This window comes from Shewanella sp. ECSMB14102 (assembly GCF_000813075.1).
GTDB lineage: Bacteria > Pseudomonadota > Gammaproteobacteria > Enterobacterales > Shewanellaceae > Shewanella > Shewanella indica.
This window is the reverse complement of the sequence record NZ_JWGX01000024.1, coordinates 61,681-81,615: the sequence shown is the minus strand read 5'-3', so window position 1 is coordinate 81,615 and position 19,935 is coordinate 61,681. Positions and strand designations below refer to the sequence as shown.

Below are 19,935 nucleotides of genomic sequence, written 5' to 3'. Positions count from 1 at the left end.
ATGTGTACTCTGCGTCGGCTTACGGGCTTGGATGCAAGGCGTGGTTCGCCGCAAATGGCCCTAGTCCTTTGCAAGAAGCACAACACAGCAGGCAGGCCTGTAAGCCACGCCCTTCGGGGCTTTCACAGCAACCGGCTCTCTGCGTTATCCGACTTCGACAGGCCCCGGCATGCCTTCAGTCAGATGCCTTGAACGCCAATTGCTGTGCAAGCCACTCTCTACAAAAGAGAAGGCCACGAGGACTTATTCGCACCTTCCTTAGGGTTATAGTGTACTTTTGTCGGGCTTTATCCCTCGGGCAGACTTGTGTAGGCTATTGATAAAAAAGTGAAAGCTAAATCAGCTCTCCGCAGAATAATCATAATAAGACTCAAGGAAACCCCTATGCTCAATCGCGCCTCCCGGCCACTGGTCAAGCTGGTGGATAAGTATCTGCCCGATCCCTATATCTTTGTGCTCCTGCTTACTTTATTGGTGTTTGCCGCCGCCATGCTCGGCCAGCAAAAGACACCGGTAGAAGTGCTGGGTTATTGGGGCAGCGGTTTTTGGAACCTGCTTAGTTTCTCGATGCAGATGTTGCTGGTGCTGGTGGCCGGTTTTATGTTGGCCAGCTCGCCGCCGGTGAAGAAGTTGCTGGATGCCATAGCGTCCGTGGCCCGCAGCGCGCCGCAGGCTATCATACTGGTGACCTTGGTTTCCTTGGCGGCCAGTTGGCTTAACTGGGGGTTCGGTTTGGTGGTTGGTGCCTTGTTTGCCAAGGCGTTGGCGCGCCGGGTCAAGGTGGATTACCGTTTGCTGGTGGCCAGCGCCTATTCGGGCTTTGTGGTCTGGCATGGCGGCTTGGCGGGCTCAGTGCCCTTGACAGTGGCCACACCAGGACACTTTGCCGAGGCGCAGATAGGCATTATTCCTACCTCGGAAACTATTTTTGCCGGCTTTAATCTGCTGCTACTTGCCTTGCTGTTTATCATAATGCCGCTGGTCAATCGCTTTATGCTGCCGGATGACAAAGAGTCAGTGATAGTCGATCCTGCGCTGCTCGAGGATGCTGCGCCGACTCAGAGTGAGAACAAACGCCCGGCCGACTATCTGGAGAACAGCCGGATACTCGGGATCCTGGTGGGCCTGTGTGGTCTCGGGTATCTGGGGTATTGGTTCTTTGTTCAGGGGGGCAGTCTTAACCTCAACATAGTCAACTTCCTGTTTCTGTTCCTGGCGATAACCTTGCACCAGACGCCGCGCAGTCTGCTGGTCAGTCTCAATGAGGCGATAAAGGGCGGCGCCGGAATAGTGATCCAGTTTCCCTTCTACGCCGGCATCATGGCGGTGATGGTACAGTCCGGGTTGGCGCAGAGTATCTCTTCGGGTTTTGTTGCCATTGCCAGCGCCGAGTCACTGCCATTCTGGAGCTTTATCAGCGCCGGGGTGGTGAATATCTTCGTGCCATCCGGTGGCGGCCAGTGGGCGGTACAGGCACCTATCATGTTGCCGGCCGCCGAGGCACTTGGCGCCGATGTCGCCAGGGTGGCCATGGCGGTGGCCTGGGGGGATGCCTGGACCAACCTGATCCAGCCTTTTTGGGCGCTGCCTGTGTTGGCCATTGCCGGGCTCAAGGCCCGGGATATCATGGGGTTTTGTCTGATGCAGTTGCTGATCACCGGCGTGGTGATAAGTGTTGCCCTCAGTTGGTTTTAGGCCAGCTATGCTTGCTGATCCCCTTGATATACAGGCTCTTGTGATAGGCCCAACCGAAAGCGAGGATCAGCAGCAACCCCGAAACCACAGGGGTTAGCAAAAACTGCCAGTCGGCCCCGGCCAGCATCACCAGCAAGGGGTTGGCACCGGCCGGTGGATGTGTGGTGTTGGTCAGCATCATCAGGCCGACACCCAGGCCGGTTCCCAGCCCCAGTGTCAGCGGCGACACTCCCAAGGTGTGCAATAACAAGAGTCCCAGAGCGCAGGTGAGCAGATGGCCGAAGAAAATGTTTTTCGGCTGCGCCAGCGGGCTTTGGGGCAGGGCGTAGAGCAACACCATAGTGGCGCCGAATGGTGCCATCAGCAGCAGACTCCAGCTCAGGTTCTGCGTCAGCATCTCCTGTAATCCCGCCAGTAATCCAATACAGCTTCCGGCGCCCAGTGTGGCCCAGGCGGCAGCTTGCCAACGGTTTGTCGCCGCTTGGGCTGTGTTTTTTGCAGCAGGTGTTGCGGTCAGGGGCGGTGTGTTGTCCATATCTGTTTTCCTTTGGTTGTCAGCGTTTCGCTTGGTAGAACAATCGGTCTACTTTTTATGGTAGACAGACCGTTCTACTTTTGTCAAACTCAGATTGAATCGTTAAGGAGCGTGAGATGGACAAGGTTTCCCAACTGCTTGCCGGCGCCTTTGAACTCTTTTATCGAGAGAGTGTGCATGGGGTGGGTATCAATCAAATTCTGGCCGAGGCCGGCATAGCCAAGAAGACCCTTTATCATCATTTCGAGGGTAAGGAGGCCCTGGTGCTGGCCGTGGTGCGTTATCGCGATCAGCTGTTTTTTGATTGGTTGAATCAAAGGCTGGAGGCGGCGCAAACGCCGACGGAGCTGGTTCATGAGCTGTTTAACGCCCTGGATGATTGGTTCAACAGCCGGGTTGAATCCCTGAGCCAGTTTCGCGGCTGTTTCTTTATCAATACCGCCGCCGAGTATCCCTCACCCGAGCATCCGGTAAATCGTCTCTGCCGTGAGCATAAGGCCAGGGTTCAAAATGAGCTTGAGCAGAAGTTGTCGCCTTGGCTTGGCAACGAGCGCGCTCGTGAGTTGGCCGGGCAGTTGTGTTTGATTAAAGAGGGGGCGATAGTCTCGGCCCAGCTCGTCAGTCGGCAGTATGCTGCCGAGCGCGGCCGCAAGCTGGCACTGAGCTTACTTGATTAAGCCTAGATGATTGAGCCTGCTTGATAGGTGAGCTTGCCCTTGAGTTTAGAGCCAACCGTTAAAAGGCTATCTCGGGCAGCTGTGCCAGCCATCCCAGCTTAAGAGCGGCGCCAAGCACCAACAGGTTGAGGCCGACACAGCACCAGAACAGGAGTCTGAAACTTGTTTTACTGGTCTTGTGGCGAAACTGATGGCGTGCCAGTAAAGCGCCGGGCCAACCACCGAGCAAGCCGGTCAGTTGCAGGGTCGACTCCTTGGTGCGCCAGCGGCCTGTTTCAGCGGCCTTTTTATCGCGGGCATAGAGCCAATAACAGAGAAGGCTCAGCAGCAGATACCAGACGGGCACCAAGAGCGGCAGCTTATCCAGTGCCACTAAAGCCAGTAGCAGCAGGGCAAACAGGGCGGTGAGCTTACCGATGAAATACTTGTGACTGCTGCGCTTATTCTGCTGACGCTGCTTTTGTTTGAGTCTGCCCCTGTCCTCGGGAAAGAAGGCCTGTTTTGCCTGGCGCCGACCCTTGTCATCCTGGGTGATTTCAAAGGTCAGCACGTCGCCCACTTGTGGCCTGCGACCGCTCAGGCTCAGTGATTTAATGTGCAGAAACACCCGTTCACTGCCGTCATTGGGGCTGATAAACCCAAAGCCTTTATCGTCCTGCCAATGGCTGACTTTTCCTTTGTGCTTCATGTGTTTGACTCGTGAGTATTCATGGCGTTATTGGTTGGCTTCTTGCCAAAGGCCAGACGACGCCAGAGCCATTCCAGCGGCCCTTGGTTGAAGAACCTAAGATAGCAGCCGGCCAGTATTATCTGTACCAAGGCATAACCCAGGGCTATGGCCAGGTAGTCTATGCGCTCAAGTGTCAGCAGCAATTCGGGCGCCTGATGGCGAAACAGCCAGATCCCAAAACAGGACTGCAGAATATACAGGCTCAAGGGGATCCGGCCAACCGCCTGCAGGCGCATTTGCAGCCATGGCAGGCGTCGGCCGAACTTAACTAACAGATGCGCATAGACGATAGCCATGGGAATGGCGCTCAGCATGACCAGAATATCGGAAAGCATCACCAGTTTGGGGCGGGATTGCAGGCTGAGAATCGTGTCCGCCAGCGACAGCAGCAAGCTCAGTGCCAGCAATTTCCCCAATTTGCCCTGGGGTAAACCTTGGTCAAACAGCCCGCGACGATACAGGCTGATCCCCAGCAGCATCACACCGCTGACAAACCACAGCAGAGTAAATGGCAGGGAAATCAGCATCAGCAAGGTCATAAACAGGTGCATCAGCAACTGCTCGCCATAGCTGCCGGTCCAGGCGCTGTATTGTTCATTGAAAAGGGCGTTGCCGCGGATCCAGGCTTCATCACCCGGCAGAAAGATCATCAGGCCATAGGCCAGGATGCCGATGGCGATAAAGAGCAGTGCCCGCCTTTGCTGGGCTTCAATCTCCAGGTTACGATAATGCCAGGTGAGGAAGCCACAAATGCTATAGGTGAGCAGGATATCCCCCGGCCAGATAAACAGGCTGTGCAGCGCCCCAAAGAACATCAGCCAGAGTAAGCGCGAGCGTATTAAGGGGAAGGGCTCCAATCCTCTGGCGAGGAAATTCTGTTGTTGAATATAGAGGCCGACACCGAAGAGCATGGAAAACAGGCTGAGGAAGCGCCCCTCCAGCAGAAAATTACTCAGGGTTTCGGTAATGGCATCGGTTAAATGAAACTCGGGAAAGGGCGCATAACCATATAAGGTGACGCCCATAAAACTCACATTGAGAAAGAATATCCCTAATACCGCCAGCCCTCTGACGGCATCGATATTGGGGTTGTGACTGATTTTGACCGGCTGTCCCTGCATCTTTTCCCTGCCTATTTTTGTATACCATCTATGGCTTTTATTAACAGAGCTAAGTTAGCAATCAAACCCGAATGAGGGAAGTGCTCGCTTGTTTCAAATTATGATCCCTTCTCGGTCGCGTTTTTAGCCGGCTTGGCCGAGATCCAGAGCCTGATATTGCCCTTGACCACCAGGATATCATTGCTGTCATAGGCGAGCACCTCGACATCAAGATCCCCCGGCTGCCAGGCGTTGGCATCAACCTTGGCCACACAGCGGATATCGCTGCCGGCCTTGGCGGTGTAATCCAGCGTCATGCCCTTGGGGATCCAGCGCAGATGAGGTGGTATTGAAGCCTCGGCCATGACCCCCATCGCCATTTCCAGGCCGTTGCAGATGGCAATGACATGTACTGTACCTATGTGATTCTCCACTGCGCGGCGTTTACGCAACAGGCATTCACAGTAGTTGGGCTCCAACTGAGTAATTATCGGCTTGATACTGCCAAAGTAGGGCGCCATCCGGCTGACCAGCAAGGAGAATATCTTATTGCCAAAGGGCAGGCGCCGGCATTTGTGATACAAGTTCAGGGTCGAATTGGCGGTTTTACTCATAGTGATTCCTTGTGGGTATTCCTTTTTGATGTTTTTTGTTGGTATAGGGTAATGTTTTTGTTATTACTCTGGTCGGATGAGTGTGTATGCTGACGAGCGCTTTGGCAAGAGCCAAGAGGCAAGAGCTAAAAGGAAAGAACCAAGAGCATTGGCTGAGATGAGCGAGGGGCTCGCCAATCTGATCTGGGGCTGAACCGATAGAATAAAAACGCGTGGCAGCAACTGGTGCCTGTGCTTAAATGGCGGTTTCTTCGGGAAGGTGCGAATGGGTGAACCTTTTGCAAGTGCAAGAATCACTTCCTTGGACAATCCAACTTCAATCAGGATTGGTATAATCCGCGAGAATTATCAAAACAGTAGTAAGGAAACCTAGTGAAATTTCTGTTGACCTACCTCAAGGGGCTGGCCATGGGGGCCGCCGATGTGGTGCCCGGCGTTTCCGGGGGAACCATAGCCTTTATCACCGGCATCTATGACACCCTGTTGGAAAGTATTCGCCGTATTAATCCCAGTCTTTGGGGCATTATACGCCGTGACGGTATCAAGGCGGCGTTTGCGCATATCAATGGCGCCTTTTTGTTGAGTCTGTTGGCGGGTATCCTCAGCAGTATTCTGAGCCTGGCCAAGCTTATTTCTTACCTGCTGGCACATCATCCTATTCCTGTATGGTCATTCTTTTTCGGGCTGATCCTTATCTCTGTGGTGCATATGCTGCGCCAGGTCAAGGGCGGTTTTTCACTGCCACGGCTATTGATATTCGCGTTGGGAGTGGCCTTTGCCTGGGGCATTACCGTGCTGAGCCCGGTCGAGTTGGAGGCCAGCTACTTTAATATTTTTGTTGGCGGTGCCATTGCCATTTGCGCCATGATACTGCCAGGGATATCCGGCAGCTTTATCCTCTTGCTGTTGGGGCTTTATCCAGCCGTGCTGGCGGCGGCCAAGAATATCCAGTTGGACATTCTCGGCTGTTTTGCTGTCGGCGCCGTGATAGGTATCCTGAGTTTCAGCCATCTGCTGTCGGCGTTGCTGCGGCGCTTTCACGATGCCACCCTTATCTTCCTTACCGGGCTTATGCTGGGAACGCTGGGCAAGATCTGGCCCTGGAAACAGACGCTGAGCTGGCGCACCAACTCCCATGGTGAGCAGGTACCCCTGGTGCAGCAAAACCTGTCACCCTTTGGCTTTGAGCAGCTGACACAGCAGCCGCATCAGTTGGGGTTGGCGCTCTTGTGCGCCGCCGCTGGAATTGGCCTGGTACTCCTGGTTGAGCGTCTGGGGGCAGGCAAGCAATAATTTCAGGCGTTAGTGCCCTGCAGTGAAAGATATCAATGACAGAAAACGGGAGTTCAAGACTCCCGTTTTTTATCTCCCTTCGAATCTCTCTTAAATGCCTTTGCGTTACAGGTTTCATCCAAGATGGGGGCTACTTCGCCAGCGGATAGCCCAGGCTTGCTGAGCTTGACTCCTTTTAAGGTCTTGTATGACTTGCCCGGCAAGTCGATCCTTCTTTACTAAAAAAATATTGTACAAAAACTTGATCCTTGTACAGGTGTATGCCTTAATCTACTACAAGGTTATACAAGGATTCTCAATATGTACAAGTTTGAGCCGCGGCGAATTCAACTGGGTATCAGTGCCTGCCTGTTGGGGCAGCAGGTGCGTTTTGACGGTGGTCATAAGAATTCTGTTTATTGCCAGCAGGAGCTTAGGCAACATTTCGACTTTGTGCCAGTCTGTCCTGAGATGGCAATAGGCATGGGCGCGCCACGCAAGAGCATACGTCAGGTGCGCCGCGGTGATGAGATTAGGATCCAGAGCCGTGATGCCAGCTTGGATGTAACCGAGAGCCTGCAAAGTTTCAGTGAGCAAAAAGTCGCTGAGTTGGGGTTTTTAAGTGGCTATCTGCTTTGTGCCAAATCACCTACCTGCGGCATGGAACGGGTCACTGTCTACAAGGAAGGCGGCGATCAGGGGAATCGCAGTGGCATAGGTGTGTTCGCCAAGGCCCTGATGCAACGCTGGCCACAACTGCCGGTTGAAGAAGAGGGGCGCTTGAACGATTTGGTGATCAGGGAAAACTTTTTCACCCGGGTGTACGCCTTCCACGACTGGCAGTGTCTGCTGCACTCCGGCTTGAGCCTGCACAAATTGACCCAATTTCATGCCAGATACAAATACCTCTTGTTGGCGCACAGTCCGGCTCATTATCGCCAACTTGGCCCCTTGCTGGCTGAAGGTGGTGAAGACTTGCAGGAAACTGCCCGGCGTTACTTCGAAGGCTTTATGGAGGCGCTGAAAAATAAGGCCAGTCGCCGCAATCACACCAGTGCGCTGCAACACATTCAGGGCTATTTCAAACAAAAACTGACTAAGGCACAGAAGGCTGAGCTTAGTCAGGTGATAGATGAATATCGTCAGGGGTTGCAACCTCTGTTGGTGCCGCTGACATTGATTAAACACTACTTGAGGGAGCATCCGCAGCCGTATATTGCGGCCCAGGTTTATCTCAACCCTCATCCACAGGAGTTAAAACTGCGTTATGCCTACTGATAACATTGCCAACCTTTCCATCGGCGAAGTCGCCAGACTGACCGGGGTGAATCCTGTCACCTTGCGCGCCTGGCAGCGACGGTTTGGACTGGTTATCCCGCAGCGCACCCCCAAGGGCCATAGACTCTACACTCAGGAGCAGGTGCAACAGATCCGTGAAATCCTCTCCTGGCTTGAGCAGGGCGTGGCCATCAGCAAGGTCAAGCCACTGCTCAGTGGCCAGACAGAAAAACAGCTGCAGCAAGAAAATGAAGACGACGACTGGCTGAAGTTCAGCAGCAGTCTCACCGAGGCGGCACTTTCTCTCAGCAGTGCCCGCTTTGGCCGCTTGCTGGATGAATTCAGTGCCCTCTATCCCATCGCCTTGTGTTGTCGGCGCTTGCGCCATTGGTTGCAAGTATTGGACACCCAACTCGATGAACGCCTCGACGGCGCATTTGTCCGCAGTTGGCTCGAAAGCCGTCTGGCTCACTATGTCGGCGCCCGCAGCGAGCAGTTGCTGCGCCAGAAACCCCGCTGGCAACTTCTTTATCTGCCGCTTGGCAAGCAGCCGGCCTGGAGTGAGATCTTGTTGCAACTGGAGCTTATCACCCGGGGTGTCAGCCTTTTGCCGCTCAATATAGAGGAGCCTTTGGAAGGTCAGGGGTTGCAACTCTTGGCACACAGGCTGCCGCTGCAGGGACTCTTGTTGCTGCCGCCTTCCCAGTTGCCGGGCAGCAGTGTCAAAGCCCTGTTCCAGTTGGCGAGCGCTTTGGAATATCCATTGATCTTGAGCGGGGATTATGTGGCGGCTCACACCAATGCCTTTGAGCACTATGCCAAGGAACTGGCTGTGACTGAAAAAGGCGCCAACAAGAACCGGGAGCCCGTCAAGAATCCTGTGCTTTGCAGCAGCAATGCCGCCATATTGGCACTGCTGGGTCAGGCCGAGTCCGCCTCAAAACAACCGGAGGACAAGTAACATGTCCCAGTCCTTGCCCAATCATGTGCCTTCCAGTGAAAAGGCCTGTGTTGCCATCTGGTTTCGCAGCGATCTGCGCACTTCAGATAACCAGGCCCTGTGGCTGGCGTGCGAAGCGGCAAGGGCCCAAGGTCTGCCGCTGCGGGGTTTTTATATTGCGACTCCGGCCCAGTGGCAGCAGCACTCTGTTGGTCCCATGCAGCTGGATTTCATCGAGCGCAGCGTCAATCAACTGCAACGGGCGTTGGCATCTTTGGGGATAGCTTTTGATTTGCTGCACTGTGACGATTTCTCTTTGGTGAATGTCACTGTCGAGGAGTATTGCCAACGCCAGGGCGTTAAGCAGATTTTTGCCGGGCGCGAGGTGGAGATTAACGAGCAGCGCCGGGATCAGGCGCTGGCACAGCTCACCAGGACTATAGGGGTGGGCCTGCAGTTTACCGATGAGCACTGTCTGCTGCCGCCCGGCAGCGTCCGTACCCAAGGTGGCGAAATGTATCGGGTATTTACCCCTTTCTTTCGCCGCTGGCGTGAGCTGCTGGGAAGTGAGGCGATAATGCCGCTGCCGGTACCTGCGCCTCTGGCCCCGGCTTTACCTGAACCCGCAGAGCTGAGTTTTAAGATCAGCAATCAAGGCAGTAAACAAGACAGCCACCACTGGCCAGTGGGTGAAGGGGCGGCCAGGCAGCGCCTCGATAGCTTTATTGCCAACCAGCTTGCCGATTACGGCCAGGAGCGGGATTTCCCGGCGCTCGATGGCACCAGTTGCCTGTCGCCCTATCTGGCGTTTGGAATTCTCAGCCCGCGGCAATGTGTGGCGGCGCTGCTCAATCGTTTCCCCGAGGCTATGGCAGAGGACAATAGTCCAGGGCGCAGCTGGCTGGCTGAGCTGGCCTGGCGCGAGTTTTACCGCCATCTGCTGCACGCCTGGCCCCAGCTGTGTATGGGGCGCAACTTCAACTCACTCGGTGATGACATAGTCTGGCGTAACGACCCGCAAGAGTTTGCCGCCTGGTGCGAGGGCCGTACCGGTTATCCGCTGGTGGATGCCGCCATGCGTCAGCTAAACCAGACCGGCTGGATGCACAATCGGCTGCGAATGGTGACCGCCAGCTTCCTCACCAAACACCTGTTGGTGGACTGGCGCTGGGGCGAGCAGTATTTTCGCCGCGCCCTGATAGATGGCGACCTGGCAGCCAATAACGGCGGCTGGCAGTGGTCTGCCGGCACCGGCTGTGATGCCCAGCCCTATTTCAGGATCTTCAACCCCATGAGCCAGAGCGAAAAGTTCGACCCTGACGCCAGTTTTATCCGCCGTTATCTGCCCGAACTGGCGCACTGGCCGCTTAAACAGATACACCATCCGGGCACAGCCGCATCGTCCCGCTTCACCGAGCCGAGTCTGTTTGCCACTGCGGCTTACCCACCACCTATAGTCGAGCACAGCGCGGCGCGGCAAAGGGCGTTGACCGCCCTGGCCGTACTGAAAAAGTCTGCCTGAACTCAGTTCATTAGCCGAGGGATTATCATGACCAGCCACTCAGTCACTGCGAACATAGCACCCGCTTCACAGCCGGCAGCGCCGCAGTCTCAGGAGATTATTCAGGCATTTATTGCCTTGTATCAATCCCTGGGCCCTGAGCAATTGCCCATATTGCGCCAAAGGCTGCAGGCCGTCTATGCGCCTGAGATCTGTTTTTGCGATCCCATGCACCGACTGGAGGGGCTTGAGCAACTGGAACAATATTTTGCCGGTTTGTATCGCAACCTGACCGAAATCGCCTTTGAGATCACTGACGTCTTGCCCGCCGGGGACCAGGCCGCTATCAGTTGGCAGATGAAGTATTGCCACCCCAAATTGAACCGGGGGCAGAGCATCAGCGTCGATGGTATCAGCCTCATCAAGTTTGGCGACAAAGTCCATTATCACAGGGATTATCTGGATCTGGGGCAGATGCTCTATGAACAGTTGCCGCTGCTGGGCTCAGTGGTGCGCATGGTCAAGGGTAGGGCAAGCCGATGAAGACGGTATTGATCACGGGTGCCAGCTCAGGCATAGGTGCCGAGCTTGCCAGACAATATGCCGCCGCCGGTTGGCGGGTCTTGGCCTGTGGCCGCAATGAACAAGCTCTGGCCGCCCTCGAAGGCTGCGAGCCTTTGAGGTTCGATGTCACCGACAGAGACTCGGTGCTGAAGCTGGGCAGCAAGCTCAAATTGGAGTTAGGCCAAGCCGACTGTGTGGATCTGCTGCTGCTCAATGCCGGTACCTGTGAGTACATAGACGAGGCTATGGCCTTTGACAGCGCCCTGTTTGAGCGGGTTATCCGCACCAATCTGTTGGCTGTGGGCTATTGCCTGGAAGCCTTTATGCCTTTGCTTGAGCGTGGCAGCCAACTGGCGCTGATGAGTTCAAGCGTTGTGATGCTGCCTTTCCCGAGGGCGGAGGCCTATGGCGCCTCCAAGGCCGGGATCAGTTACCTGGCGCAGAGCTTGCGGCTCGATCTGGCCCACAAGGGAATAGATGTCAGCGAAATTCGCCCGGGCTTTGTTAAAACGCCGCTCACCGACAAAAATGACTTCGCCATGCCGATGCGGATTTCCGCCGATAAAGCCGCCAACACCATCATCCAAGCCCTGGCCGCCAGACGGCGCCTGATTGCCTTTCCCGGGCGTTTTATCTGGCTGCTGACTCTGCTGAGCTGGCTGCCCCGCAGTTGGCTGGCCGCCGCCCTTGGTAAACCCTCTGCAAAAAACGGGAGCCCAGTATGACAGTTTCAACCGGCAATAAGCCGCGCATCGCCATAGTCGGTTCGGGGATCTCCTCGCTCACTTGTGGTTATCTGTTGTCACAGCAGTATGAGGTGACGTTGTTTGAAGCCGCCGATTATCTGGGTGGGCATACGGCCACTGTGGATGTTGAGCTTGACGGCAAACCCTACGCCATAGACACAGGGTTTATTGTGTTCAACGATCGCACTTATCCCAGGTTTCAGGCCTTGATGGCCCGGGTCGGTATCAAGGCGCTGGCGACCGAGATGAGCTTCTCGGTGCAAAACCTTGTCAGCGGTCTTGAATACAATGGCCATAGCCTGGCGACCCTGTTTGCGCAAAAGCGCAATCTGCTGAGTCCGACTTTTTGGGGGTTCCTGAGGGAGATTTTGGCCTTCAACAGCCGCTGCAAAGCCTTGTACCAAAGTGGTCGTTACCCGGCGGTGACGCTGGGGGAATTTCTCGACCAGCAGGGGTTTTCCGACTTCTTCTGTCAGCACTATATCCTGCCGATGGGCGCTGCTATCTGGTCGTCCAGCATTCAGGATATGCGCGCCTTCTCGCTGCCATTCTTTATCCGTTTCTTTGAACATCATGGACTGTTGGCCGTCAGCAATCGGCCGCAGTGGTATGTGCTCGAAGGCGGCTCCCGCAGTTATATTCCGGCGCTCAGCGCGCCCTTTGCCGAGCGGGTGCATCTCAACTCGCCGGTAGCACAAATCCGCCGCCAAGCGGGGGGCGTGCAGCTCAGAGTCAAGGATAGCTGGCATGAGTTTGATCAGGTGATCCTCGGCTGTCACAGCGATCAGGCGCTGGCCATGCTCAGTGACGCCAGTGAGCTGGAGCGGGAGATACTCTCCAGGCTTAAATACCAGGATAACCAGGTGACCTTGCACACTGATACCTCGCTGTTACCGAAGCATCGCGCCGCCTGGGCCAGTTGGAATTATCGTCTCGATGGTGATGCCAGCCGTCCCGCCTGCGTGACCTACAACATGAATATTTTGCAGCGCCTGCCAAAGTCTGCACCGGATTTTTTGGTGACCCTGAACCAGGATGAGGCGATAGCCGAGGACAAGGTGCTCAAACGTTTTGTTTATGCTCACCCGGTATTCAATGAACAGAGTCAGGCGGCGCAGCAACGCCGCAGCGAGATCTGCGGCCAAGACAGTATCCATTTTGTCGGCGCCTACTGGTACAACGGCTTTCATGAAGACGGGGTACGCAGCGCCCTGGATGTTTGTGAAAGGTTCGGGGTGAGCCTATGAAACCTGAAACGGGTCTCTACCTCGGCAGCGTCAGTCACTTGAGGCTAACGCCGGTAAGGCACAGCTTTCGCTATCCCTTTGCCTTGATGCTGCTGGACTTGGATGACTTGCCAAGGCTCTCATCCCTCAGCGGCTTGTTTGGTGAATCCCCTTGGTCAGTGCTGCGTTTTCGGCAGCAGGATTACCTCAAGGCGGCTTCAATATCGAATACTGCCTCATCGCTTAAACAGCGGGTACTGGATAAGGTGATTGCGCTCGGCGGCGAGGCCGGCTGCGACAGCGTGCTGTTCGCCGGGCAGCTGCGCCACTTCGGGCTCTATTTCAGCCCGGTCAATTTTTTCTACTGCTTTCAAGGTGATGAATATAAATACCTGTTGGCAGAGGTGAGCAATACCCCCTGGAATGAGCGTCACTGTTATCTGGTGTCGGCCGAGGCGCCGGCGCTTGGCGACAAGTGCTTCCATGTATCGCCTTTTATGTCGCTGGATTATCGCTATCGCTGGCATATTCCGGCGCCGGCAGAGCGGCTCGACTTGCGGATCAGCAATCTGCCCGGCAAGGGAGATGAGGCAGAGGCTGCCCCCGAGTCGCAAAAGGTCAGCTTCGATGCGGTATTAAGCCTTAAACGCCGCCCCTTCAATGGTCGTGAACTTAGACGTTATCTGTGGGGCTTTCCCTTGATGAGCCTGAAAATTCTTTGGCTCATCTATTGGCAAGCGCTGCGTTTGTGGCTTAAGCGGGTGCCCTTTGTGCCTTACGAGCGCAGGCCTCAGGGCGGCACGGACTGAGGCTAAGGAAGGTGCGAACAAGTCCCATGTGTACTCTGCGTCGGCTTACGGGCTTGGATGCAAGGCGTGGTTCGCAGCAAATGGCCCTAGTCCTTTGCAAGAAGCACAACACAGCAGGCAGGCCTGTAAGCCACGCCCTTCGGGGCTTTCACAGCAACCGGCTCTCTGCGTTATCCGACTTCGACAGGCCCCGGCATGCCTTCAGTCAGATGTCTTGAACGCCAATTGCTGTGCAAGCCAGAGTGCCACGAGGACTTATTTGCACCTTCCCTAAAGGTTTGGAAATTTCCCCGAGTGTGACAGCAAACATTGGAGAATGAGATGGAAAACACAGTAGCCAAGAACAGACAGCAGCTGGCCGCCAGCGGCAAGAGCCTATGGGCCAGAGTCATGCAACAGGCCTTGAATGCCTTGGAGGGCGGTTGTCTTAAACTGCAACTGGGCAGTGAGCAGTGGACCTTCGGCCCGCTCGACACAGACCTGGTCGCCATAATTCGTATTCACGATGAGCGCTTTTTTCGCCAGGTGATTCTGGGCGGCTCTATCGGCGCCGGTGAAGCCTATATTCAGGGGCACTGGTCCAGTCCGGATGTTACCGCAGTGGTGCGGCTGTTTGCCCGTAATCTGCCGCTGCTGGATAAGATAGAGCAGCGGTTCTCCTGGTTTTCCAACACAGTTAGCCGGGTGAAACACCTGCTGCGCCGAAACTCAAAGGCCGGTTCAAAGCGCAATATTCTGGCGCACTATGATCTGGGCAACCCCTTGTATCAGGCATTTCTCGACCCTGAGCTGCTCTATTCAAGCGCCGTCTATCCCCATGAACAGGCGCAGTTGGATGAGGCGCAGCAGTATAAGCTGCAACTGATTTGCGAGCGGCTGGATCTGCAGCCCGGCATGACTCTGCTGGAAATAGGTACCGGTTGGGGCGCCCTGGCTATCTATGCCGCCAAACACTATGGCGTCAAGGTAACCACCACCACGATTTCCGATGCCCAGTACCAATATGCCAGTGAACGGGTTGCCGCCGAAGGACTGAGTGAGCGCATTACCCTGTTGCGGCAGGATTATCGCCAGCTCAGCGGCCAGTATGACCGTTTGGTTTCGATAGAGATGATAGAGGCTGTGGGCCACGATTATCTGCCGGGCTTTTTTGCCGGCCTGGATGCCCTGCTCAAGCCGAACGGCAAGCTGTTGCTGCAGGCGATCACCATTAAAGATCAGCGCTATGACAGCTACCGCAAAGGGGTGGATTTTATTCAGCGCTATATTTTCCCCGGCGGCTGCCTGCCATCTGTCACCGAGATGACACGCCACTTGCAGCGGCAAACCTCCATGACCCTCTGGTCGTTGGATGATATAGGTCTCGACTATGCCCGCACCCTGAATGACTGGCATGCCAATTTCGATGACGCCAGGGAGCGGGTGCGTGAACTCGGTTATGGTGAGGACTTTGTGCGTATGTGGAAGTTTTACCTGAGTTACTGCGAAGGTGGTTTTCTTGAGCGCACCATAAGCACAGTGCAACTGACTGCGGTCAAGGACGGCTATCGTCCGCTGAGCTCAAGGCAAATCGCAGGTTAGGCCATGAAACTGTCATCGCCTTGGTTTTTTCTGCTGCTCAACGCCATCGTTTTCCAGTTGGGCTGGTGGTCTTTGATCCTGTTTGCCAATCAGGCGCTGGTGTTTGCTCTCTTGCTGCTTTGTGTCCAGTTGCTGCTTGTCAATCCGGGCTACCGCTCAGCCCTCATGGCCGAGAATGCCCAGGATCAGCACAGCCAACTGGCAGAGCAAAGCGTAAAGCGTAGCGGATACAGTATGAAAGCATTCAACGCCGTACTGATACCTGCTGTCATTGGCATAGTTTTGGACGCCATGCTGCACCTTGGCGGAGTATTTGAGTTTGACAGCCCCTCGCGACTTTTACCCTTGTGGCTCTGCTGTCTTTGGGGGCATTTTGCCGCGACCTTGGGGGTGAGTCTGGCCTGGCTCAGGGACTTGCCTAAATGGCAGCAGGCACTCTTTGGTGCTGTGGGGGGCGCAGGCAGTTACCTGGCGGCATTCAGGTTGGAGGCCGTGGCTTGGCCCCTGGGGCAATCGGCTACTTTTAGCTTGTTGATAATCATCTGGTCGCTGCTGCTGCCACTGTTAAGTTATTGCAACCTTAAGCTTGAATGGGGTAAAAATCCCCCAACTACAGGATTTCTCTGACGGAGACCGGCAATGAAACGATTCATCAAGGGTGTAAACAAGGGAGCAAAGCAAGTCGGTAAGCTGCATAAAGTAGGCTTTGCCGGGCTGATGATACTGCTTGGCCTACCCTCTCAGGCCTGGGCCGACAATTTACAGATTCAAGCACAGACTCAAGCACAGCAGGCTCAAGCGCTGAGCCAAGAGCAGACCCCTGAGCCCAAAGCTGCCCAGGTCGAGCCATCCAAGGCGGAGCTTGCCAGCTTTCGGGAAGTGGGCCGCGGTGAAATGGACTGGTGGTTTATAACCCTTTATCGGGCCAGGTTGCTGACGCCGGATGGTAGTTACCAGCCCAATAGCTTCCCGCAGCAGCTGGAAATTCAGTATTACCGGGATATACCCGCTTCGCGACTCCTGGAGGCCACCAAACACCAGTGGTTGCACCTGGGATACGACAGAGAGCAGATATCTGCCTGGTTGGCGCTGCTTGAAGATATCTGGCCGGATGTGGAGCAAGGGGATAGATTGAGCTTTGTGGCAAGCGGGCCGCAGCGAGGGCATTTTCTGTTCAACGACAAGCCGTTAGCCGCGATTGTTATAGATGAGAGCGCTTCGAGCGAGCATAAGCGTTTTGCTGATGCCTTTTTGGCGATTTGGTTGTCAGAGCGCAGCAGTCGGCCGCAACTGAGAGCCCAGTTGATAGGAGAGCAGGCATGCAAATGTTAATCAGCAGGTTTATCAGTTTCACTAAGGTTTGGATGTTACTTCTGATGCTTGGACTGAGCGGTTGCGGCAGTGTCGATATTCATGACTATAGCGCCAGCGAACCTAAGTTGGATCTGCAGCAGTTCTTTAACGGGGAGTTGCAGGCTTCCGGTATGGTGCAAGATTACAGCGGCCAGGTGGTGCGCCGTTTCAATGTGCGGATGACGGGCAGTTGGCAGAGGAATCAAGGTGTGTTGCAGGAATGGTTTGAGTATGACGATGGTGAGCTTGCCGAGCGAACCTGGCAGATTACCAAGCTTGCCGATGGCCGCTACCAGGGCAGAGCCGCGGATATTCTGGGGGTGGCAGAAGGGCAAGCAGAGGGTTTTGCCCTGCGCTGGCGCTACGACATGCTGCTAAAGCTTGATAGCGGCGAGTATCAGGTACATTTTGACGACTGGATGTATCAAACGGCGCCGGACACCATAATCAACCGCAGCGAGATCCGCAAATGGGGCCTGACAGTGGGGGAGGTGACTCTGGTGATCCGTAAGCTGAACGAATTTGATGCTAACAAGGAAGCACTCCCGCCGCACAAAAATAATTGAATATTCCTTATTTATTCGTTGGTTGAACAAGAACAATTGCGGCAGGACGTTTTACCGCTTGTGTCTAAAAACATTTGCGGCGTCTATTGGACGGCCAAAATTACTGTGGTTTTGTGGCGATTTCCCTAATTGTTTCATTGCTTCATCGTATTTGCTCCAATGATCACAACAGCTTATGTCTCTATTGAAGAAATGATGCTCATTTAAGAACGCGTCACAGGCTGCGCAATAGAACAGTGAGCAGTCCTGCTCAGATTGATCTCCATGAATATAGTGCCTTTGGTTCATTTGCATGTTTTCTCCTGAATAAACGCTATCAATTATGGTACGCCATGACTAACGCTGAGTCTCAGCCTAAGTTAAGCTTAGCTCTGTTTTAATAACAACCGTCTCTCAACACAGGTTTCAATATTGATGAACAACAAGTCTTTGCTACTGCCTTGGGTTTCGATGGGCTTACTGCCTTGGGTTTCGATGGGCTTACTGGCACTGGTATCGCTCGGCGGCTGCTCGAATGGTATCGATTTCAGTTTTGAAGCGCCCGAGGAGGAGCGGGTGAATCCCAATCTCCCCGCCGAAGATCCCATGGCACAGGATAACCAGAGGATCATAGATGATGCGCGCCGGGAAGGGAAAATCGACCCTCAAGTGTTCCCCGGGCAGCGCTGATCAGCCCAGTTGTTTGCTGTTGTCGCTCTGCTTGCGGTCATAGTATTCGAAGGGAAACAGGTTGCGCAGACGCTGAATATTGGCATCTCCGGCGTTGGCGCTGATATGCAGCCGCACTTCACCGCTGCGCTCGGCGCGCACTGTGCAGGTGAGTTTCTCTTTCTTGACCAGGGCGCGGCATTCACGTTCAAACTTCTCCGGGATTTTGCCCTTGTGCGAGGTCATACGACCGTCCTTGAAATGCATTTCAAATATTGTCATTCCTTTCTTGTTACTGAAAACCAGTTTGTAGATAAGCACTAACGCCAGGGCGATAAAGAGTATTTTTAACATAGTGGCCATAGTGAGACTCCTTGTTTCAGCAAGAGTAAATACTGCTATCCAGATGTGATCTTATATCTTCAGTTATACCTGCAAGCAGCGGCGTTTGACAGTGCACCCAGGGTGGATTTTTGTGATAAGACTAGAAGGACTGGCAAATTGGCAAACCTTGGTTATTATTTGTTCAGTAACACCTGTTTACCACAAACCAAGATCAAGGATGAAGCCATGTACCTTTCCAATGCCGAGCGCTGGGCGCAAATCTGTGACAGACAAGTGGAACTGATGGGAAAGCTCAGTGAGCAGTTTCCCGAGCGGCGAGAGCAACTGCAACACCTCACCCATAGCTGGCAAGACGTCAAACATCAGGTGCGCCGGGGCGATACCCCCCACGTACCGCCACTGCGTTGAGAACTGAATCAATTTATAAAAAAGAGCCGCTCAGGGAGCGGCTCTGTTACTTTTGGCTGGTGGGAGGAAGATGTGGCTTGCCCGTGCAGGTCTGTCCTATGGCTTGCCTGGGCACAGCAATTTTTCGGTTTAGAAAGCGTAACTGACACTCGCCAGCACAGTGCCGTCATTCTGGAAGGTGCCACTGCTTATCTCGGCATCCGAATCTATATCTGTGTCCAACCAGGCCAGAGACAGACCAAAACCGGCAATCTCAGTCGAGACACCTATGGAGTAATCCAGATATTTACCCATATCGTCATCGGGCGCATCGCCGAAGTTGTAACCCAGGTGCAGATCCAGGCTCCAGTTTTCGGCAAACTCATAACTATAGTTCAGCTCTGCATAGTGGTAGTCCAGATCTGAGCCCGAATAGTCATTGGTGTACCAGTAGGCAGCCCTAAAATCGCTGAACTCGAGGCCGAAAGAGATTTCGTTGTAGTCCTGGGAGACATTGTCGCCCGGGTACATATAGCGCAGCAGGGTAATGTCATAGGCCAGGTTGTCGTTGATTTCACCGGCGTAACCCAGGTAGACATCCAGTTCGAAATCGGCACCCACCTGATCCTCTTTGGGAGTACCATCTTCATCGAATTCCACATTACTGGCCCAGGCCCCGACGAAGAAACCCGAGTCGTGACTCCAGTCCAGACTAGCTTGCACGGCAAAGTCACCGGCAGTTTGTGACACGCCTCTAAAGCGGTAGTCATTGGTCACGGCTATCTCGCCGCTGATTTCGGCCATGGCAGAGGTTGAGGTTATGGCGCCGCCAAGCAGCAGTGCCCATAGCAGAGGGTTGGTTCTTCTTATCACTGGGTTCACAAGCATTTCTCCCTTCTTTGGTTTGCCGGCCCCGTCCGGAAATATTCCGGCGCGGCCTGGTTTATGCCAAACAACAGCAGCTATGCTGAGACCTCATGGCGGTTTTGTTTTTATCTGTTGGATTCAAACACCACATAGAGCTTGCGGCAGGGAACCGTTACCTGCCAGTTGCCGCGAAACCCGGCCGGGATCACAAACCTGTCGCCGGGGCCAACTTCGAGATGATTTCCCTGCTCATCGCTGATGACACTGTTACCCTCGAGGATTTCGCAATACTCGTGCTCAGTGTAGTTAACTTTCCAAGTGCCTGTTTCGCTTTGCCAAATTCCGGTATGAAACTGCTCACAGGGGCTGGAGTAATGGTTCTCCAGTCGTTGCATAGGCGCGCCCTGCAGACGCTTTTCCTCGGCGATGGAGTATTCACTTACCTCGGGAGTATTGCGCGCCAGTACTCTGATATTGTTGATGTGCATCAGGCTCTCCATC

The 19,935-nt window shown here is 54.5% G+C and carries 23 protein-coding genes; 16 read left to right on the top strand and 7 right to left on the bottom strand.

The genetic code is table 11. The annotated features are described in order from the left end of the window. Window positions 1-384: 384 nt before the first annotated feature. Window positions 385-1,695, top strand: a complete 1,311-nt coding sequence (locus tag RC73_RS08995) for a short-chain fatty acid transporter (protein ID WP_039034317.1) — start codon at window positions 385-387, stop codon at window positions 1,693-1,695. Here RC73_RS08995 and RC73_RS08990 read toward each other — a convergent pair. Continuing rightward, a complete protein-coding gene (locus RC73_RS08990; protein ID WP_081737197.1) occupies window positions 1,682-2,230 on the bottom strand; it encodes an HPP family protein in 549 nt (182 codons plus the stop codon). The two genes, RC73_RS08995 and RC73_RS08990, sit on opposite strands and share 14 nt — an antisense overlap. A 116-nt stretch (window positions 2,231-2,346) precedes the next feature. Between RC73_RS08990 and RC73_RS08985 the strand changes: the two genes are divergently transcribed. Beyond that, window positions 2,347-2,907: a TetR/AcrR family transcriptional regulator gene (locus RC73_RS08985; protein WP_039034316.1), complete on the top strand. Its 561-nt coding sequence runs from the start codon at window positions 2,347-2,349 to the stop codon at window positions 2,905-2,907. Between the two features lie 58 nt (window positions 2,908-2,965). Here RC73_RS08985 and RC73_RS08980 read toward each other — a convergent pair whose 3' ends face one another. The 3 genes from RC73_RS08980 to RC73_RS08970 all read right to left on the bottom strand — a co-directional run bounded on the left by RC73_RS08980 (window position 2,966) and on the right by RC73_RS08970 (window position 5,351). Next, window positions 2,966-3,595 (bottom strand): cold shock and DUF1294 domain-containing protein, encoded by a 630-nt coding sequence (locus RC73_RS08980; protein WP_039034315.1) that lies wholly within the window; start codon window positions 3,593-3,595, stop codon window positions 2,966-2,968. Next, window positions 3,592-4,758 carry a DUF418 domain-containing protein gene (locus RC73_RS08975; protein ID WP_082014285.1) on the bottom strand — a complete coding sequence of 389 codons (1,167 nt, stop codon included), beginning with the start codon at window positions 4,756-4,758 and terminating at the stop codon, window positions 3,592-3,594. The genes RC73_RS08980 and RC73_RS08975 overlap by 4 nt, the downstream gene beginning before the upstream one ends. Window positions 4,759-4,856: 98 nt before the next feature. Then, a complete protein-coding gene (locus RC73_RS08970) occupies window positions 4,857-5,351 on the bottom strand; it encodes a hotdog fold domain-containing protein (protein ID WP_039034314.1) in 495 nt (164 codons plus the stop codon). A gap of 372 nt (window positions 5,352-5,723) precedes the next feature. On the opposite strand from RC73_RS08970, the gene RC73_RS08965 reads away from it, so the two are divergent. The 13 genes from RC73_RS08965 (at window position 5,724) to RC73_RS08900 (ending at window position 17,856) form a co-directional block, all read left to right on the top strand. Then, window positions 5,724-6,644: a DUF368 domain-containing protein gene (locus RC73_RS08965; protein WP_039034313.1), complete on the top strand. Its 921-nt coding sequence runs from the start codon at window positions 5,724-5,726 to the stop codon at window positions 6,642-6,644. A gap of 300 nt (window positions 6,645-6,944) precedes the next feature. Next, window positions 6,945-7,901, top strand: coding sequence for a YbgA family protein (locus RC73_RS08960; RefSeq protein WP_039034312.1), 957 nt, complete (start codon window positions 6,945-6,947; stop codon window positions 7,899-7,901). Next, entirely contained in the window at window positions 7,891-8,862 is a 972-nt protein-coding gene (locus RC73_RS08955) for a MerR family transcriptional regulator (RefSeq protein ID WP_052248104.1), read from the top strand. The genes RC73_RS08960 and RC73_RS08955 overlap by 11 nt, the downstream gene beginning before the upstream one ends. 1 nt (window position 8,863) lies before the next feature. Continuing rightward, window positions 8,864-10,363: a deoxyribodipyrimidine photo-lyase gene (gene phrB, locus RC73_RS08950; RefSeq protein WP_052248103.1), complete on the top strand. Its 1,500-nt coding sequence runs from the start codon at window positions 8,864-8,866 to the stop codon at window positions 10,361-10,363. Window positions 10,364-10,390: 27 nt separating this feature from the next. Then, window positions 10,391-10,885: a nuclear transport factor 2 family protein gene (locus RC73_RS08945; protein ID WP_052248102.1), complete on the top strand. Its 495-nt coding sequence runs from the start codon at window positions 10,391-10,393 to the stop codon at window positions 10,883-10,885. After that, complete coding sequence (locus tag RC73_RS08940; RefSeq protein WP_039034311.1) at window positions 10,882-11,631, top strand: SDR family NAD(P)-dependent oxidoreductase; 750 nt, start codon at window positions 10,882-10,884, stop codon at window positions 11,629-11,631. Before RC73_RS08945 ends, RC73_RS08940 begins: the two co-directional genes overlap by 4 nt. Continuing rightward, window positions 11,628-12,899 carry an NAD(P)/FAD-dependent oxidoreductase gene (locus RC73_RS08935; protein WP_039034310.1) on the top strand — a complete coding sequence of 424 codons (1,272 nt, stop codon included), beginning with the start codon at window positions 11,628-11,630 and terminating at the stop codon, window positions 12,897-12,899. The genes RC73_RS08940 and RC73_RS08935 overlap by 4 nt, the downstream gene beginning before the upstream one ends. After that, the gene (locus tag RC73_RS08930; RefSeq protein ID WP_039034309.1) at window positions 12,896-13,687 is read left to right on the top strand and encodes a DUF1365 domain-containing protein; all 792 of its coding nucleotides are present in this window, start codon (window positions 12,896-12,898) and stop codon (window positions 13,685-13,687) included. Before RC73_RS08935 ends, RC73_RS08930 begins: the two co-directional genes overlap by 4 nt. A 321-nt stretch (window positions 13,688-14,008) precedes the next feature. Further along, a complete protein-coding gene (locus tag RC73_RS08925; RefSeq protein ID WP_039034308.1) occupies window positions 14,009-15,268 on the top strand; it encodes an SAM-dependent methyltransferase in 1,260 nt (419 codons plus the stop codon). Between the two features lie 3 nt (window positions 15,269-15,271). Continuing rightward, the gene (locus tag RC73_RS19860) at window positions 15,272-15,895 is read left to right on the top strand and encodes a DUF2878 domain-containing protein (protein WP_052248101.1); all 624 of its coding nucleotides are present in this window, start codon (window positions 15,272-15,274) and stop codon (window positions 15,893-15,895) included. A 12-nt stretch (window positions 15,896-15,907) separates the two neighbouring features. After that, window positions 15,908-16,600 carry a hypothetical protein gene (locus tag RC73_RS08915; protein ID WP_052248100.1) on the top strand — a complete coding sequence of 231 codons (693 nt, stop codon included), beginning with the start codon at window positions 15,908-15,910 and terminating at the stop codon, window positions 16,598-16,600. Next, window positions 16,594-17,187, top strand: coding sequence for a DUF3833 domain-containing protein (locus RC73_RS08910; RefSeq protein ID WP_235369982.1), 594 nt, complete (start codon window positions 16,594-16,596; stop codon window positions 17,185-17,187). Before RC73_RS08915 ends, RC73_RS08910 begins: the two co-directional genes overlap by 7 nt. Before the next feature lie 414 nt (window positions 17,188-17,601). Further along, window positions 17,602-17,856, top strand: coding sequence for a hypothetical protein (locus tag RC73_RS08900; protein WP_052248098.1), 255 nt, complete (start codon window positions 17,602-17,604; stop codon window positions 17,854-17,856). Here RC73_RS08900 and RC73_RS08895 read toward each other — a convergent pair whose 3' ends face one another. After that, a complete protein-coding gene (locus RC73_RS08895; RefSeq protein WP_039034306.1) occupies window positions 17,857-18,198 on the bottom strand; it encodes a DUF3634 family protein in 342 nt (113 codons plus the stop codon). 138 nt (window positions 18,199-18,336) lie between these two features. Between RC73_RS08895 and RC73_RS08890 the strand changes: the two genes are divergently transcribed. Further along, complete coding sequence (locus RC73_RS08890; RefSeq protein ID WP_327268473.1) at window positions 18,337-18,588, top strand: hypothetical protein; 252 nt, start codon at window positions 18,337-18,339, stop codon at window positions 18,586-18,588. 129 nt (window positions 18,589-18,717) lie between these two features. Here the strand turns inward: RC73_RS08890 and RC73_RS08885 are convergent, their stop codons facing one another. Together RC73_RS08885 and RC73_RS08880 are read right to left on the bottom strand one after the other, a co-directional pair. After that, complete coding sequence (locus RC73_RS08885) at window positions 18,718-19,440, bottom strand: TorF family putative porin (protein WP_373296848.1); 723 nt, start codon at window positions 19,438-19,440, stop codon at window positions 18,718-18,720. A gap of 119 nt (window positions 19,441-19,559) precedes the next feature. Further along, the gene (locus tag RC73_RS08880; RefSeq protein WP_052248106.1) at window positions 19,560-19,922 is read right to left on the bottom strand and encodes a cupin domain-containing protein; all 363 of its coding nucleotides are present in this window, start codon (window positions 19,920-19,922) and stop codon (window positions 19,560-19,562) included. Window positions 19,923-19,935: the final 13 nt, after the last annotated feature.